This is a genomic window from Gardnerella vaginalis (assembly GCF_001546485.1).
In the GTDB taxonomy this organism is placed as follows: domain Bacteria; phylum Actinomycetota; class Actinomycetes; order Actinomycetales; family Bifidobacteriaceae; genus Bifidobacterium; species Bifidobacterium vaginale_D.
The window spans coordinates 15676-31863 of record NZ_KQ956834.1 but is presented as its reverse complement, the minus strand read 5'-3'; the positions used below and the strand labels follow the sequence as shown (position 1 = coordinate 31863).

Here is a 16188-nt window from a genome sequence, read left to right as displayed (position 1 = left end):
TAAGCAGCAACATTCGTCAAACCATGCTTAGCGAAAACAGTGGTAAGACCCTGATAGTTGGTGTAAAGATTCTCGTTACCTGGCTCAGCAGTCATATCCTCAGCCTTAGGTGCTGGAGCTGGAGTTACAGCTGCAGGAGCATCTGGATCGCCGCCTGGCAAAACGTGAGACCAAGAATCCTCTGCCATTGCTGGAGCAGCAAAAGCGAAACCGGAGAGAAGTGTGGCGCCAGCAGCAAGTGCGGCAATAGCCTTCTTATTCAACATAGTATTTTCCTTTCCTCTTCTCCTTCGCACTACATAGCACGAAGAAAACTTCAGTATCTTAAGGGGCTACAACCCCTCAAGAATCACGCAAGGCGCAAAAACCTAACGCAACTGATATCAAGATACCCTACCTCATTTACAAAATCAAGCTTAATCTACAGCAAAAAACAGTAATTACTAACATTGTTGTTAAAATATTTATTGTTTTTGTATTAATAAATCTTAATATTTAAAGCAATATTGCGCATATTGTATAAAAAATAATAATTTCAAGAATTTTAAAGATTTTTTTCAGAAAATTTTCAGGAAAAACAAACAAACTTCTAACAAACACAAACTAACAGCTGAAAACAATACTCTTCCAGCATATACGCATAACAACACGCCGAAATAACAGCACAACACAAACCATCAACTAAACCAAAGCGCTAGTAGATCTCAACGCTAAGACAGAACCTAGATTGTTCAAACTAGACTATATAAAAACAAGCAGTAAACAAATTCAACTTGCGATTATTGCACACTGCGACAAAATCTACAAATCTTAAGTTTATGTTCACTATGCTCTGTTTCCTGTATGTATGATTTTCACTATGCATTACATCATCGTATACATTATCTACATATCTATATCTATTTATGCATGTATTCGGTATACATCGTCTTTCTACCACAAAAGCACAAAAGGCGGCAGGAATAATCCTACCGCCTAATTTTCACTATGCGCATACACATAAAACTACGTCACACGCAAAGCAATAAAAAGCTAGAACTACTTAAGTTCCACAGAAGCGCCGGCCTCTTCAAGAGCAGCCTTAGCCTTCTCGGCATCTTCCTTCTTAGCCTTCTCAAGAACAGCCTTTGGAGCGCCATCCACGAGAGCCTTAGCTTCAGCCAAGCCAAGGCTGGTCAAAGCACGCACAGCCTTGATGACTGCAATCTTCTTGTCGCCAGCAGCGGTAAGAACGACGTCGAACTCGTCCTTCTCTTCCTCAGCAGCGCCAGCAGCAGCTGGAGCAGCGGCAACAGCGGCGACAGGGGCAGCAGCCTCGACGTCGAACTTCTCTTCAAAGGCCTTGACGAACTCAGAGAGCTCAACGAGGGTCATTTCACCAAAAGCTTCAAGAAGCTCTTCACTAGTGAGCTTAGCCATAATGGCTTCCTTTCTTACTTGGCCAGGCACACGTTGTGCCTTACGACCATAACATTTTTATTATTTATTAGTCTCATGCAGCAAGCTGCAAGGGAATCAAGCGGCCTTTTCCTGCTTCTCGCGCAAAGCGTCGATAGTACGCACTGCCTTGGTTGGCAAAGCGTTGAACAAGTAGGCGGCCTTGGACATGGTGCCCTTGAGCGCGCCGGCCATTTCGGAAAGCAACTGTGGACGCGACTTCAAGTCGGCGAGTTGCTTTGCGCCTTCGGCATCGTAAACGGTTCCATCTGCGAAACCGCCCTTGACAACGAGGGCTTTATTCTCTTTGGCAAAATCACGCAAGGTCTTAGCAGCCTCAATGAAATCACCCTTCACAAAGGTGATAGCAGTTGGACCAGCAAGAAGCTCATCAAGACCTTCGATGCCCGCTTCCTTAGCAGCAATACGAGCAAGCGTGTTCTTCGCCACAGAGTAGGAAGTATCGCGGCCTAGCTTTTCACGCAGAGTAGAAATCTGCGGAACGGTAAGCCCGCGGTACTCGGTAAGGTAGATAGCATCTGCATTACGGAATAATCCAGTAAGCTCTGCAACTACCGCTTCCTTTTCGGGCCTCTTCATGGCGTTCCTTCCTAAATTGGCCGTCGATTTGAAAGAAATGCATCAAAAGCACAGCTTTTCAGAGCAATAAAAAAGCCCTGCGCACCGGCAGAGCAACATACAAAGCACTAAAACGTACTTAAATTTTCGACTTATAACGCAATTCGCTATAAATCATCGCTCAACCTGTGCTGGCTTGACACATCAATTTCGGGAATCCTGCGATCCCACCAACGGTCTGTGGTTTACGATGGGAAAGTCTAATACAAATTCAAGACAATGTCAATAAGAATTTATGTAACATATAGAAATAAAAAAGAGGGCATGCATTTACACACCCTCAAATACATTATTTTCGCTGCTCTGTAAGTTTATTGCTTACAGCATTCTAGACTTTTACAGCACAGCGTTAGCAACGAAATCAAGCAAGAACAGCAAGGAAACAATCCAAAGCATTGGATGAACTTCCTTAGCACGCTTCTTGCAAGTCATAACTAAGCAGTACATGATGAAGCCTGCAGCGATGCCGTAAGAAATCGAGTACGAGAACGCCATGAATACAGCAGCAAAGAATGCAGGAATTGCTTCGGAAATATCGTCCCAAGCAATCTCCTTCAAAGAGCTTGCCATCATGCAACCAACAACCACAAGCACGCCAGCGGTTGCAGCTGCAGGAACTGCAGAAGCAAAAGGTGCAAGAACAATAGAAAGCGCGAAGCACACGGATACAACCACAGAAGTCAAACCAGTGCGGCCACCGGCACCAATACCAGCAGCAGATTCTACATAAGTAGTGGTGTTAGAAGTACCGCAAATTGCGCCAACGGAAGTAGCAATAGAATCAGCGAACAATGCGCGATCCATCTTGGAACTAAAGCCGGAACCGTTCTCCAAAGCCTTCTCGTCTTCCTCGGAGAAAATACCAGTGCGACGGCCGGTACCAATAAAGGTGCCGAGAGTGTCAAAAGTATCCGACATTGAGAATGCAAAAATAGTTACCAACACAAGCGGCAAACGAGCAGGATCAGCAAACAATGATGCAAAACCTTTATTGCTAAAAATAGCGCCGAAAGTAGTTGGGAGCTGAGCAAAAGCGTCAGTAACAGACACTGCATTGTTCAAAGAAGTTAAGCCCAAAGGAATACCAATCAAAGAAGTAACAACAATGGTAATCAACAAGCTCGCACGAACTTTAAGAACGGTAAGAACAATAGCCAAAGCTAAGCCAATAAGGAAAAGCCATAAAACAGGATTATTAAATACAGCAAGCCCAGGAATTGCTGCAGTTGGTTTACTCTTTGCAGCCGCGGCAGGATCTTTAGAAGTGAAAGTAATAAGACCAACACTCATCATGCCAACATAAGCCACAAATAAACCAATGCCACCGCCGATTGCGTGTTGCAACGAAGTCGGGATGGCGCGAATAATCATTTTACGAATCTTGGTAACGGTAATAATAATGTTAATTAAACCGCACAAGAACACCATGCACATGGCTTCCTGCCAAGTAAAATGAAGACCAAAGCAAACTGTATATGTAAAGAATGCATTAAGACCCATGCCAGCAGCCTGTGCGTAAGGCACGTTAGCAAACAAGCCCATAACAAGGGTACCAATGATTGCTGCGATGATTGTAGCGAGGAAAACGCCACCCTTAGGCATGCCAGTTTGGCTTAAAATCATTGGATTTACGACGATAATATATGACATTGCAAAGAATGTAGTGAGACCTGCAGTGATCTCCGTTGATACATTCGTACCGTTTTCTTTGAGATGGAAGAACTTTTCCATAAACTCTCTGTTCCTTGGTTTTGACGCGCAAAAGACCATGAAAAAGCGCGGCGAAAGCACTTGAGCAATCGCGAACGCAATTACATTTGGGCATTCACGCAGAGGTTACTGCGACTCGTCGGAAGAACGAAAGCATCACAAAATCTTACATAAAATTATGAAAATTGCGATACCTTTGAACAACCGAACAGCTCTGACCTTACGCGCACGTGCTGACCAACAGAACAATGCAAAAGTGTTAAAAATTCAGCAAAATAGCTGAAAATACAACGCAAAACCCGTGCAAGACTAACGCAAGACTCGCCAAAAATTCAGCTAAAAATTCAGACGAGTCAGCGCCAAAACTAAGCCAAAACTCACCCAAAACGACCGGAAATATAGCGCTCAGCTTCGTCATTGCGCGGATTGTTGAACATGGTAGTAGTGTCAGCAAAGTATTCCAAATGACCAGGCTTACCAACGGCCTTCAAATTGAAGAAAGCCGTGTAATCGGCAACACGCGCAGCCTGTTGCATATTATGTGTCACAATCACAATCGTATAATCGTGCTTAAGCTCGTTAATTAAATCTTCCACAGCCAACGTAGAAATAGGATCCAGCGCCGAGCAAGGCTCATCCATAAGCAAGACTTGTGGATGTACTGCCACTGCTCTAGCAATACAAAGTCGCTGCTGCTGACCGCCCGAAAGACCGATGCCAGGCTTATCTAAACGATCCTTAACTTCATTCCATAAGTTTGCACCGCGTAATGCCCACTCAACTAAGTCGTCGGCATCCCGCTTAGCAATCTTGCGATTGTTTAAACGCACGCCTGCAAGCACATTTTCTCGAATAGACATAGTCGGGAACGGGTTCGGACGCTGGAACACCATTCCAACATCTCGCCGAACTGCCACAGGATCCACATCTTTGCCGTATAAATCGCGGCCTTCAAGCAGTACCTGACCTTCTACGCGCGCACCCGGCGTAATCTCGTGCATGCGGTCTAAAGTGCGCAAAACGGTTGATTTTCCGCATCCAGAAGGTCCAATAAAAGCCGTCACCTTATTTGGCTCAATGTTTATGTTAACATCTTCCACTGCTAGAAAATCACCATAGTAAATATTCAAATGCTTAACATCAATGCGCTGACCCATTTTGTACTCACTTTCTAAAAATTTATTTCGCCTTACTTTGCCTTTAGCGCAATTTACTTCGACTTCACCGCAAATATGCGAGCCACCACGCGTCCAATAATATTTAGCAACAGCACCACCACAATCAGCGTCAAAGCGGCAGCCCAAGCGCGCTCCATTGGAATTGTTGTAACGCAAGAAGCTGGCGCATTAGCTGGGCAATTTGCTGAAAGTTTAGAATATTCTTGATAAACATAAACCGGCAAAGTCGTCATTTGCCCGTCGAATAAGTTGAAATTCGTGGAAGCAATAAAGCCTGAAGCCATAAGCAATGGCGCAGTTTCGCCAATAACGCGCGCAACTGCAAGAATACAGCCAGACACAATTCCCGGAAGAGCAGTGCGCAAAACGATTTTCGTAATCATACGCTGCTTTGTTACACCCAAAGCTAAAGCAGCTTCGCGCAAATCGTTCGGCACAATTTTTAGCATTTCTTGAGAAGACTTTACAACAGTTGGCAACATCAGTAACGAAAGTGCTACCGATCCTTCAAAACCGTTAATAGTTCCAGGACCTGCAAGAAGAGCAAACATAGAAAATGCAAACAAACCAGCAACAATTGACGGTATACCGCTCATAACATCCACAAGCAGATTAATTATGCGCGAAATTTTGTTTCCTCGAGCATACTCAACCAAATACACTGCACACATGAGACCAATTGGAATCGAAATAAGCATAGCTCCAAGAGTTACTTCAAGAGTTCCAATAATGGCATGCAAAATACCGCCGTAACCGCCCGTGCCAGTGGCTGCGCCGCCAACTACGTACGTCATATTATGCGTTAAAAAGTCAAGATTTAAGCGCTTAATGCCGTTCATAATTGTTGTTAAAAGCAATGAAACTAAAGGAATAACCGCCACTATAAACGACAAGAAAATCAGCACGCGCATAAGCATGTCCTTGCGTTTGCGTGCGGCTATAGAAGATCTGGTTGGACGGAATTTATTGAAGTCAATAACCGGAGCTGCGGAATTTTCAGCGGAAGTATTTTCAATAGAAACACTTTCTGCAGAAGCACTTTCACTAAGCTTTTCAATATTATTAATTTGATTTGCCATTTATGCGCCCGCCTTTCCTGTAATTTTGCGAGCAATAAAGTTGACTGCAAAAGAAATAACGAACAAAACTAAGCCGGTTGCAATAAGCGCACTTACGCCAAGACCATTCGCTTCCGGATATTGCGCTGCAATATTTGCGGCAATAGTTTGATTTTGAGAAGCTTTGAAAATATTGATACCAAAAGTAAATCCAGGAGACAAAATCATCAAAACTGCCATTGTTTCGCCAAGTGCACGACCCAACCCAAGCATAGAAGCTGACACAATACCAGACTTTGCAAACGGCAAAACAGCTAACTTAATCATCTCCCACTTCGTAGCACCCAAAGCCAACGCACCCTCCTGCTGCAAGCGAGGAGCCTGCTGGAAAATATCGCGAGCCATCGAAGTAATAATCGGCAAAATCATAACAGCCAAAACTAAGCTAACTGTTGCAGCACTTCTGGAAGGATTTGCTACAGGGCCAGCAAACAACGGAATCCAGCCAAAAACTTTAGAAACCCAATCCCAAAATGGATATATTGCTGGCACTAGAACCAATCCGCCCCACAAACCATAAATTACGGACGGAATTGCAGCAAGCAAATCAACCACTCCACTTAAAAGCGGAACAATTTTTTTAGGAGCATAATACGCAATAAACAGCGCAATACCAATTGCCACAAAAAATGCGAACAGCAGTGCGAGCGCAGACATAAGCACAGTCCCAAAAATAAGAGGAGCTACGTAGCTTATGAAATCATGTGCCTTACCACCAGTAAAGTCGGAAAATACGCGATTTACTTGCGCGTGACTCCCGCTTATGAGCGGCCACGCGCGAAACAGCAGAAATACCGCGACTGCAGTAAGCACTAACAAAATCAGCATGCCACAGCTTGCAGCCACGCCTTTAAAAAGACGATCCGCAATATGAGTACCTGCATAATTTTTGCTATTACTCTCAGAAATTTCAGCAGCTTCGTTTGCTCTATTCGCAACTGCTGTCGCATTTTTCGTAGAACTCAATCATGCTCCTTTTAACTAATATTTTTATAATATCAGTTACGAAAAGTTTTTACTTTTTATTTTTACTTTCCGATTTTTATTGTATTAATTGACTTGTTAATTTTGCTAACCAAATTTTGCGGAAGTGGAGCCGTTCCAGCAGCAGAAGAAGCAGCATTCTGGCCTTCGCTACTCGTTACGTAGCTAAGCCAAGACTTCACAAACTGCGCAGTTGAAGCATCCTTATAAACCGGGCAAGAAATATCGTAAGAAACTAGCACGATCGGATAAGCGCCCTTAGTTTGCGTATTATGATTAATTTTCATAACAACGCGGTTAGGATACTTTGCCAAGATATCAGAATCAATTTCGGAATCAGCCAAAGTTTGCGAAGCCGCTTCAGGAGAAATCTCATTATAAGTATCCCCCACCTTCACAGCAACAGTGCCAAGCTTTCCAACTTGAGAAAAATCAGCGTAACCAATAGCACCGTCAGCCATGCGAACCGTTGACACAACACCGGAAGTGCCTTTCGCACCTTGACCGACGCTATTTGGCCAGTTTTCAGAAAGATTGTGCGACCAATCATCTGGAGCTGCATCCTTCACATAGCTTAAGAAGTTCTGCGTCGTACCAGACTTATCGGAACGGTGAACAACTGTAATCGCCTTATCTGGAAGCTTTAGCTTTGGATTTTGCTCTTTAATTGCATCGTCATTCCAGCGCGTAATTTTGCCGTCGAAGATTTTGGCGATTGTAGAAGCGTCCATATTTATGTGTTTTCCAGCATCCGAAACGCCTTTTAGATTAAAGATTACAGCAATTGGAGATACGTATACTGGAACGTCGAAAGCTGTAGTGCCATTTGCGCAAACCGACTTTGACTTTTCTATCTCGTCGTCACTTAGCGATTTATCGGATCCAGCCCATGCTGTGGCTCCCGTCATAAATGTTGTAACTCCTGCGCCTGAGCCAGTCGGATTATAGGCGATTTTACTGCCAGGATTTTTAGATTGGAATCCTGCAATCCATGCCTCTACTGCAACCTGCTGCGAAGAAGCGCCAGAGCCTTGGAAATTGCCGGAAATTTTTGCATTCTGCGCACCAGTTGCGTTGGAATTATCAGCAGGAACGTTGTCGCCGCAAGCAGCGCAAGTTGCGCACAAGCCGAAGGTAAGCGCTGCCGCAGCAATAGTGCGGAACTTAAGTACGCTTTTATTTGATTTTGTTGTAGTTATTTTGGTTGCATTCAATTTGTTTATATTTAACTTACTCATATCGTTACGCATATTCTTCTTTCCTTTCATGAAGAACTGCCTTGCGCCCCACCACACTTTCGCGTTCCTATAGCCGTATTTGCGAATTGGGCGCATTCTTTTAATTAATCCCTATCTTTTTTTTATTAACGCAACCATCATAAATAGGTGGGTTAAACCGCACCGGCAAAAATAAAGTGGGTATCAAAAATGGCGGTATTTGAAGCTAGCGATTGCACGACTTAAGTAAAATGAAAGTCGGCGACCGTCTCAGCGTGTCGAAATGTCACAAATTACGAAGAATATTTACCGTAATTTTTGCAGCCGTGTCCGCATATTCAGAAATATCAAAAGTATGAAAATCCTCGTATTTTGTGTCCGCATTATCGCTCATTGCGCGCACAACTAAAGCAGGAACGTCGTTACGAGCAGCAACATGCAAGACTGCTGCTCCTTCCATTTCTACAGCATCCGCTTGAGTAGCTGCAATTACTTCCGCAACTTTTTCTGGCGAATCAACAAAATAGCCGCCGGACGCAATAGTGCCAGCAATATGCGTAATTTTCATATCGGTAAGCACTTTGCTAGCTACTTTAAGCAAGTAATCATCCGAATGAAATTCGCTTGCAAACGGCTTCCATTGACCGATTAAGCGCATATCAGTATCGAGATATTTTACAGTTTTTCCAAGAACAACATCGTTCGTATGCAAATTTTTATTAAGATTTCCTGCAATTCCAGAAAAAATTACGACTTGAGGATGGTATGCGTCAATAAGATATTGCACAGTTGCAGCAGCATTTACCAGACCCATTCCGCCAACCGTAGCTGCAACTTCAATTTCGCTGCCATTCGCCGAGTCAAGAGTGCCGCAAGATACATCAAGACTTGCAGACTTATCGTGAGTCACATTCTCAAGCGCGCTAGCAATATGAGCAACTTCCTCATCCAAAGCGCCAACAACAGCAACTTTAGTAATTTTCTCAGTATTAGACATGAGCAGAATCATCCTTTTTTACTTCGCTACTTACGCATTTATCGTTATTCTTAACCAAAAACACGCATACTAAAGTCATAATAACAAAAGTTAAAGTAGCAATCTTCAGCAATGCGCCGCACTGAAAATCAAACCACGGATTCGTAATAGGAACATTGAAAAACGCAATAATTTGATCTTGCAAAGCAAGAAAAGCGAAAAATCCAGCTATAAGAAGCACACAAACTAAAGTACCAACAATGCGACGCCATCCGCGAGCAAAAATAAGCAAAACGATTCCAGTTACAAACGGCATAAAAACGCTAAACCAAAATGCAGAATCCGTCACAAGCGTATACCCAGCACTGTGAGTGCCACGATACCACGCAAAAGCAAGCAGAATAACACCAGTTGCAATCAAAGCGAACAACACATATTTCACAATCGGAAACGCTTTACATGCAAAACCTTTATTCGCTTTATTCAAGTCTTTGTTATACATTTCAACACACTCCCTTGTACGCAAAATATAGTGCAAAAATAAACGGCAAATACAGTAAGAAATATAAGCCAAGTAGAAGTAAATTAAGATTATCTTACTATAATCTATAATCTATAATCTATAATCTCTACGGCGTGTTGCAACAGATTTAGCTAAAGTTCTTAGCAAATCGGCAGTATCTTCCCAAGAAATACAACGATCCGTAATAGACTTGCCGTATTCAAGCTCGCTAAGAGGAGCAGGATCTTGATTGCCGCCCTGCAAGAAGCTTTCCATCATAACGCCCTTAATGCCCTGCTCGCCAGCAGCCAAACGATCCGCAATCTCGCGCACAACCTCAATCTGACGATGCTCATCCTTGCCAGAATTACCATGCGAACAATCCACAACAACGCCGTTAGAAGCCACACAACCAGTGCCCAAACGCAAACGAATTGAAGCCACAGCAGAAGCAACCGACGCAGCATCATAATTCGGACCCTTACTAGAACCACGCAAAACCACATGGCAATCCGGGTTACCAAGAGTCTGCACAGCACAAGCGCGACCAAGATGATCAATACCAAAGAACGTATGGTGCTGGCTCGCAGCCAAGCAACCATTCACAGCCGCAGAAATCGAACCATCAGTAGCATTCTTAAAACCAACCGGCATAGAAAGACCACTAGCAAGCTGACGATGAATCTGAGACTCGGTATTACGTGCACCAATCGCACCCCAACTCACAGCATCAGCAATAAACTGAGGGCTAGTCGGCTCCAAAAACTCAGTAGCAGCAGCCAAACCAGCATCCAATACGTCAAGCAAAGTCTTACGCGCGAGTAACAAACCCTTATGAATATCATGCGTTCCGTCAATATCCGGGTCGTTAATCAAACCCTTCCAACCAAGAGCCGTGCGTGGCTTTTCAAAATACACGCGCATAACAATAAGAAGCTCACTTTCAAGCTCAGCACGCAACTTAGCTAAACGACTCGCATAATCAAGAGCAGCCTTAGGATCATGCACAGAACACGGGCCAACAATAACAAGAAGACGATCATCGTCACCATTTAAACAGCCACGAATCTCATCGCGCGACTCAGCAACAATATCCTGCGCATACGGCGACAACGGCAACTCGCCAAGCACCTGAGCAGGAGTTGGAAGCGGCTCAAGCTCAAGCACGCGGCGGTTGATAATGCAATCAACGCCAACCTGATCTTCCCAACGCTTGAATTTAGAAGAATTAAGCTGATTTTTTTCGGCCTCAACAGCACGACGTACAGACTGAGCATCTTTTTGATCTTGAGCTTGCATAAAACCCACCCAATTCTAAATAAATTACGCTAAATTACGCCTAGACGTAACAGCTTGAGCTAAAGTATACAACAATTCTTTAGTAGAATTCCAAGAAATGCAAGAATCAGTTATAGATTTTCCGTACTCAAGCTCGCTTAAAGGAGCAGGAGCTTGATGCCCACCCTTTAAGAAGCTTTCCATCATAACACCATAGACTCCACGCTCGCCCTTAGCTATGCGCTCTGCAATATTCTGAACTACTTGAGCTTCACGAATTTCATTCTTGCCGCAATTTCCGTGAGCAGCGTCAATAATAATGCCCCTAGTGCACATACTTTGCTGGGCATGTTTATCGTAAGAATCAAGAGCTTGCAACGCAGATTTTACAGATTCTGCATCATAATTAGGGCCTTTATTAGATCCACGCAACACAATATGGCAATCGAGATTACCTTTTGTTTCGGCAGAAATAACACTACCGTCAAGATTAATAGAAAGAAAATGATGCTCAAAACTAGCCGTGTAACAAGAATCAGCTGCTGCTTTAATAGAACCATCCGTAGCATTCTTAAAGCCAACAGGCATAGAAAGACCACTGGCAAGCTCGCGATGCACTTGAGATTCAGTATTGCGAGCGCCGATTGCACCCCAACTAACTAAATCGCATAAATACTGCGGAGTAATAGGATCAAGCCATTCCGTAGCGGTAGGCAGACCAAGCTGCAAAACATCCAAAAGAATTGAACGAGCTAAACCCATACCTTTTCGAATATTAAACCTGCCGTCTAAATCAGGATCGTTAATTAAGCCCTTCCAGCCAACAGTTGTGCGCGGCTTTTCGAAGTAAACGCGCATCACAATCATCAGCTGATCGCTTAAATCTTTAGCAACTTCAGATAATTTTTGAGCATATTCATGAGCCGCCTTTGGGTCGTGAATAGAGCAAGGACCTACAATTACGAGCAAACGATCGCTTGTGCCGTGCAAAATATCGCGAATTTCTTGGCGAGATTTTAACACTAAAGAACTAATTTCAGGAGCAATTGGCATTGTTTGTATAAATTCGCGAGGAGCTGGAATAGGATCAAGCTGACGAATATTCACATCTACTGTTTCCGGAAACACAGCACTACTATCTAGCTGCAAAGTAGCGCAAGATGCGTTATTACTAGTGTTATGAATACTCTCCATCCGTATTAATCCTCTTACAGTAGCAATACGAGCAATATCTACTAATTACAAACAAATGTTTATGCTTCTAAACATATTCACAGTATCATATGGAGATACCTGTGGGAATTATTACATTTGATGTGGTCGGTGCTTGCATCTTTATTCAAGATGCAAGCACCGCCGCGCTCACGCGAAAAGCACACTGTGCTTTTCGCAATAGTGAGCGCGGCGCTTTGGAGTAGCTTAAGCACCCAATGCGCTTAAGCTAGGCTAAAGCGCCCATTGGATCCCACGCCGGTAATACGATTGCTGGTTCTTCCAGTGCTTTGCGATATTCTTCCGGAAGCAGATTCTTCGGCACTGCAACCTCATACACATACTCAGTAAACCAATCGTCGCTCATCGTAAAGTAACCCTTATCCGCAATATCCGTGCCCCAAGAGTTCTCCACACGCCAACGACGAGTAGTTGTACCATCATCAGCAACATCCACGCCAGCAAAAGCCATAGCATGATTCATTGCAGAATCAGCAAAACGCACGCGCTCTTCCTTATCCAAATCAAAATCAACGCCATACACGCGACCATACTCGAACAAATCTGTAGCCCAAGCTCCATTCTCGCGATCCATCATAGGGTGGCAGTCAGCACCAAACCATACTGGAATGCCTTGCTCAACCAAAATCTTACGCACACAATCCTTCATAAACTGGTTTGGCACGTTCAAATACTCGGTTGCATCTCCGCCGGCAACATTACCCAAATGCTCAATAGCAATCTTCTTACCCTTAGGATGCTCAGCGCGAGGATCGTCAACCAAGCACACATAATCCTCAAGACCAGCGTTCACGTACTTCTTCCAGAACTCAACTGGCGTAATCTCACCATCACGATGGAACTTGCCGTCGCTATCAGTCCACTCCCAATCGAAGCTCTTAGGCGGCTCACCCAAGTGAATTGTCAAAATCCTGTGGCCTGCAGCAGTAGCTTTTGCAATAATCTCATCAATTTCAGTAGCATTAGCATACATATGAGCTACAGCAGTGTGTAAAAGTGCACGCAACTGCGTATTCATAGCACCAGTATTCTTAGAAGAAGCGGTTTCTGGGAACAAATCCTTAGGAACCGCACCATACTTCTTGTACACGTTCATAGCCATAGTCCACTGGCCACCATCGCCCATAACATCGTGCAACAAATGTTGAATCAAACGAGAATCCGACGGCTCGCCCGCGCGAACCAAAGCGGCAACATCCTTCAAGAAGTAGTTAATTCGCTCAAGCTTGTCGTAGTACATAGCATAGTTCTGCGAAAACTCAAATTCCTTCAAACCAAGCGACTTTTTGGCAACAAAACGCGCCACATTCAAAGAGCTAAACAGCCAGCAACGACCAGAACGATCCTGATGTGTTGCATCTCCGTTATCAACAATGGTAGAAAAACGACGCTGCAGCAAGCGAGCGCGGTCATAATTACGCGCAACCTTATCAATACCAGCAGCAGTCACACCATTCATAGCTAAACGGTTTAAAGGATTTGCGTCAAAATCTTCTCGCAAACCCTGCAATGCTTCATCAGTCAAAGCGGTGATCTCGGTCACTGTATTACCTTCCATTTCATTATCAATATGTTATTTCAAATACCTACAATATTCGTATGTATGATATTTACGTAAGCTAACCATTTAAAAAGTAAATCAATTCAAAAACGCTTACGTTACTACTCACCATCATACTAATCTTGATCCGCCTCAGCTTCAGCCAAAGCTGCTTGAACGTCTCGCTGAGCTTGCTTAGCGTCTGCAACAGATTGCGCGCCTGTGTCAACATTTGCTTCAGCATCCTGATGATCCTGCTGAGCCTGCTGAGCATCGCCAAAATCAAATCCAGAGAATGCATTAGCAAACAATGAACGCAACTCAGTAACGCGCTGCGTAATAGTCGCCTCACGATGTTGCAACTGGCTTAAACGAGTAGTCATACCATCCAATTCCTGCTGAGCGGCAGATCTACGCTCTTCAACTTGAGCAGTAGCCTCCTGCATAGCCTTGCGCACAATCTCCGCAGCTTGGTCATCAGCTGCTTTATGTGTTTGTGCCGCGTAATCATCAGCTTCTTGATGTACAGTTTTCGCACGCGCAATCAACGCGTTTGCTTCTTCTTGAGCGGCACTTTCCTTTTCTTTCAAACCAGAAAGTAAAGCATCAACCTTCTTCGTTGCTTCTTCTTGTTGCGCCGCAATATCGGCACGAATCTGTTCAACTTCAGCGCTAACCTGACTTAATGTACGTGTGCGCTCAACCTGTGCATCATCAGCAATTTCCTGAGCCTTAGCAGCAGCAGCATCTGTAATTTCACCAGCTTTACGCTGTGCATCAGCCATCATCTTTGATGCGTGCTCGCGCATATCTGCTAATTTTTTATTAGCTTCAGTAAGAGCAGATTCAATTTGATCATTTGTTTCAGCTTTAGCACGAGCAATTTCTTCGTTCGCTGCTGCGCGCTGCTCAGCAATTTTTTGAGCTGCATCCGACTTAAGCTTAGCTATACTACTTTCTTGCTGCGCACGCTCAGAAGCCATGCGTTTAGTATGCTCTTCATGCGCATTCTGCAGTGCTAATTCTGCTGCGTCGCGCTGTGCTTGTACATCTTTCTCAGTAGTATCACGCAAACGTGCCGAATCTTCCTGTGCTGCCTGCATCATTTGTGTTGATTTTTGCGTAGCACTTGAAAGCATAGTATCCGCTTTAGTTTTAGCTTCTTGCATTAAATGAGCTGCATCAAGTTTTGCATTATTAAGCAATGTGCCAGCTTGAGCTTGCGCATTCTTCTTAATAGACGCAGCGTCTTGCTTAGCACGCTCAAGTAATTGCGCACTCGTTTGTTCTGCAGATGCCAATAATTGTTGCGCATTCGCACCTAAAGAAGCAAAAGTATTACCACTTTTAGCACGTTTCACATTATTTTTTTCTTCCTGCAACTGCGCTTGCAATTGCAAAATAGATTCATCACTAGAACGCACTTGCTCGCGCAAACGTGAAATTGTACGTTCATAATTTGCAAAAGCTTCATTTACCTTGTCTTTATCGTACCCACGCAACGCGGTTGGGAATAAATCCGCTACCATAATATTCCTTTCACGAGCCCCCACACAGCACACTATCTGCTGTGTACACACCATCAGCATTAACGCTATCACTTAAGCGCAAAAAACACTCGTGTGTTGCGCACGTTTTTGCTAAGCTCACACAAACATCACAAACTGAAACGCATCGCACTAGTCAAGCAGCATATTTGCAGACGAAGGATGCATATAGTAACGCACTGTTTCACGTACAATATCACGTCCAGCATCAATTTGTTGTTGCAACAGTAAGCCGTGATGACGAGCATCATGCGAACTTACTACCGGCGGAAAACTCACAAATCCAGCAAGAATGCGCTGATTCGATTGCCCAGCAGCCCAATGTAGCAACTGGTAAAACAGTGAATTGCACACATATGTTCCAGCGTCAGAACTTAATGTGGAAGCGATGCCATCATGCGCAAAACATTGCAAAATCGTACGCAGCGGAAGCCTAGTCCAATATGCTGCAGGCTCATTCTCTATTATTGGCATTTTTTGCGGACGATGATTATCCACATCTGGCTTGTTAGCATCAATTACGTTTATTGCACAGCGTTCCAACTGCACTCCACGCGCTGCATGCTTTACACCAGTAGCAATAACAATATTCGCATGTTCACGTTCAATAGTTGCTAATAATTCAGGCCACGCATTCGCAAAACTGATAGGGAGTGTAACAGCAGTAACATTTACATGGACATCCTGAGATGACTGCAACTGAACGCAATATTGAGAATCAGCAAGTGCAGATGGAACTTCATATGAAGGATTAACTTTTAAATCCTCATATGGATTAAATCCTGAAATTACAACGTTAATTTGCTGCATAATACTGTTAACTTTCTGC

At 43.9% G+C, this 16188-nt stretch carries 14 protein-coding genes and 1 pseudogene; all 15 read right to left on the bottom strand.

Annotated features, from left to right (window positions below; translation table 11 throughout):
- Positions 1 to 266: pseudogene (locus tag HMPREF3208_RS01445) on the bottom strand (hypothetical protein); the annotation flags it as partial.
- 772 nt (positions 267 to 1038) lie between these two features.
- Entirely contained in the window at positions 1039 to 1419 is a 381-nt protein-coding gene (gene rplL, locus HMPREF3208_RS01440; protein ID WP_032814643.1) for a 50S ribosomal protein L7/L12, read from the bottom strand.
- Positions 1420 to 1515: 96 nt separating this feature from the next.
- The gene (gene rplJ / locus HMPREF3208_RS01435) at positions 1516 to 2037 is read right to left on the bottom strand and encodes a 50S ribosomal protein L10 (protein WP_016636752.1); all 522 of its coding nucleotides are present in this window, start codon (positions 2035 to 2037) and stop codon (positions 1516 to 1518) included.
- A gap of 375 nt (positions 2038 to 2412) precedes the next feature.
- Entirely contained in the window at positions 2413 to 3807 is a 1395-nt protein-coding gene (locus HMPREF3208_RS01430) for an NCS2 family permease (protein ID WP_064346870.1), read from the bottom strand.
- Positions 3808 to 4163: 356 nt separating this feature from the next.
- Positions 4164 to 4943: a phosphate ABC transporter ATP-binding protein PstB gene (pstB, locus tag HMPREF3208_RS01425; RefSeq protein WP_016636749.1), complete on the bottom strand. Its 780-nt coding sequence runs from the start codon at positions 4941 to 4943 to the stop codon at positions 4164 to 4166.
- 53 nt (positions 4944 to 4996) lie between these two features.
- Positions 4997 to 6043, bottom strand: coding sequence for a phosphate ABC transporter permease PstA (gene pstA / locus HMPREF3208_RS01420; protein ID WP_016636748.1), 1047 nt, complete (start codon positions 6041 to 6043; stop codon positions 4997 to 4999).
- Positions 6044 to 6991, bottom strand: coding sequence for a phosphate ABC transporter permease subunit PstC (gene pstC / locus HMPREF3208_RS01415; RefSeq protein WP_032814648.1), 948 nt, complete (start codon positions 6989 to 6991; stop codon positions 6044 to 6046).
- Between the two features lie 119 nt (positions 6992 to 7110).
- Positions 7111 to 8400, bottom strand: a complete 1290-nt coding sequence (pstS, locus tag HMPREF3208_RS01410; RefSeq protein WP_064346869.1) for a phosphate ABC transporter substrate-binding protein PstS — start codon at positions 8398 to 8400, stop codon at positions 7111 to 7113.
- 169 nt (positions 8401 to 8569) lie between these two features.
- A complete protein-coding gene (mtnN, locus tag HMPREF3208_RS01405; RefSeq protein WP_016636745.1) occupies positions 8570 to 9280 on the bottom strand; it encodes a 5'-methylthioadenosine/S-adenosylhomocysteine nucleosidase in 711 nt (236 codons plus the stop codon).
- Positions 9273 to 9761: a hypothetical protein gene (locus HMPREF3208_RS01400; protein WP_016636744.1), complete on the bottom strand. Its 489-nt coding sequence runs from the start codon at positions 9759 to 9761 to the stop codon at positions 9273 to 9275. The genes mtnN and HMPREF3208_RS01400 overlap by 8 nt, the downstream gene beginning before the upstream one ends.
- Before the next feature lie 111 nt (positions 9762 to 9872).
- Positions 9873 to 11060, bottom strand: a complete 1188-nt coding sequence (locus tag HMPREF3208_RS01395) for a 3-deoxy-7-phosphoheptulonate synthase (RefSeq protein WP_016636743.1) — start codon at positions 11058 to 11060, stop codon at positions 9873 to 9875.
- Positions 11061 to 11084: 24 nt separating this feature from the next.
- On the bottom strand, positions 11085 to 12233 hold the full coding sequence (locus HMPREF3208_RS01390; RefSeq protein WP_016636742.1) for a 3-deoxy-7-phosphoheptulonate synthase: 1149 nt from the start codon (positions 12231 to 12233) through the stop codon (positions 11085 to 11087).
- 247 nt (positions 12234 to 12480) lie between these two features.
- Positions 12481 to 13815 carry a C1 family peptidase gene (locus HMPREF3208_RS01385; RefSeq protein WP_032814653.1) on the bottom strand — a complete coding sequence of 445 codons (1335 nt, stop codon included), beginning with the start codon at positions 13813 to 13815 and terminating at the stop codon, positions 12481 to 12483.
- A 134-nt stretch (positions 13816 to 13949) separates the two neighbouring features.
- A complete protein-coding gene (locus HMPREF3208_RS01380; protein WP_016636739.1) occupies positions 13950 to 15341 on the bottom strand; it encodes a hypothetical protein in 1392 nt (463 codons plus the stop codon).
- A gap of 150 nt (positions 15342 to 15491) precedes the next feature.
- Positions 15492 to 16169, bottom strand: coding sequence for a pyroglutamyl-peptidase I (locus tag HMPREF3208_RS01375; protein WP_016636737.1), 678 nt, complete (start codon positions 16167 to 16169; stop codon positions 15492 to 15494).
- Between the last annotated feature and the right edge of the window lie 19 nt (positions 16170 to 16188).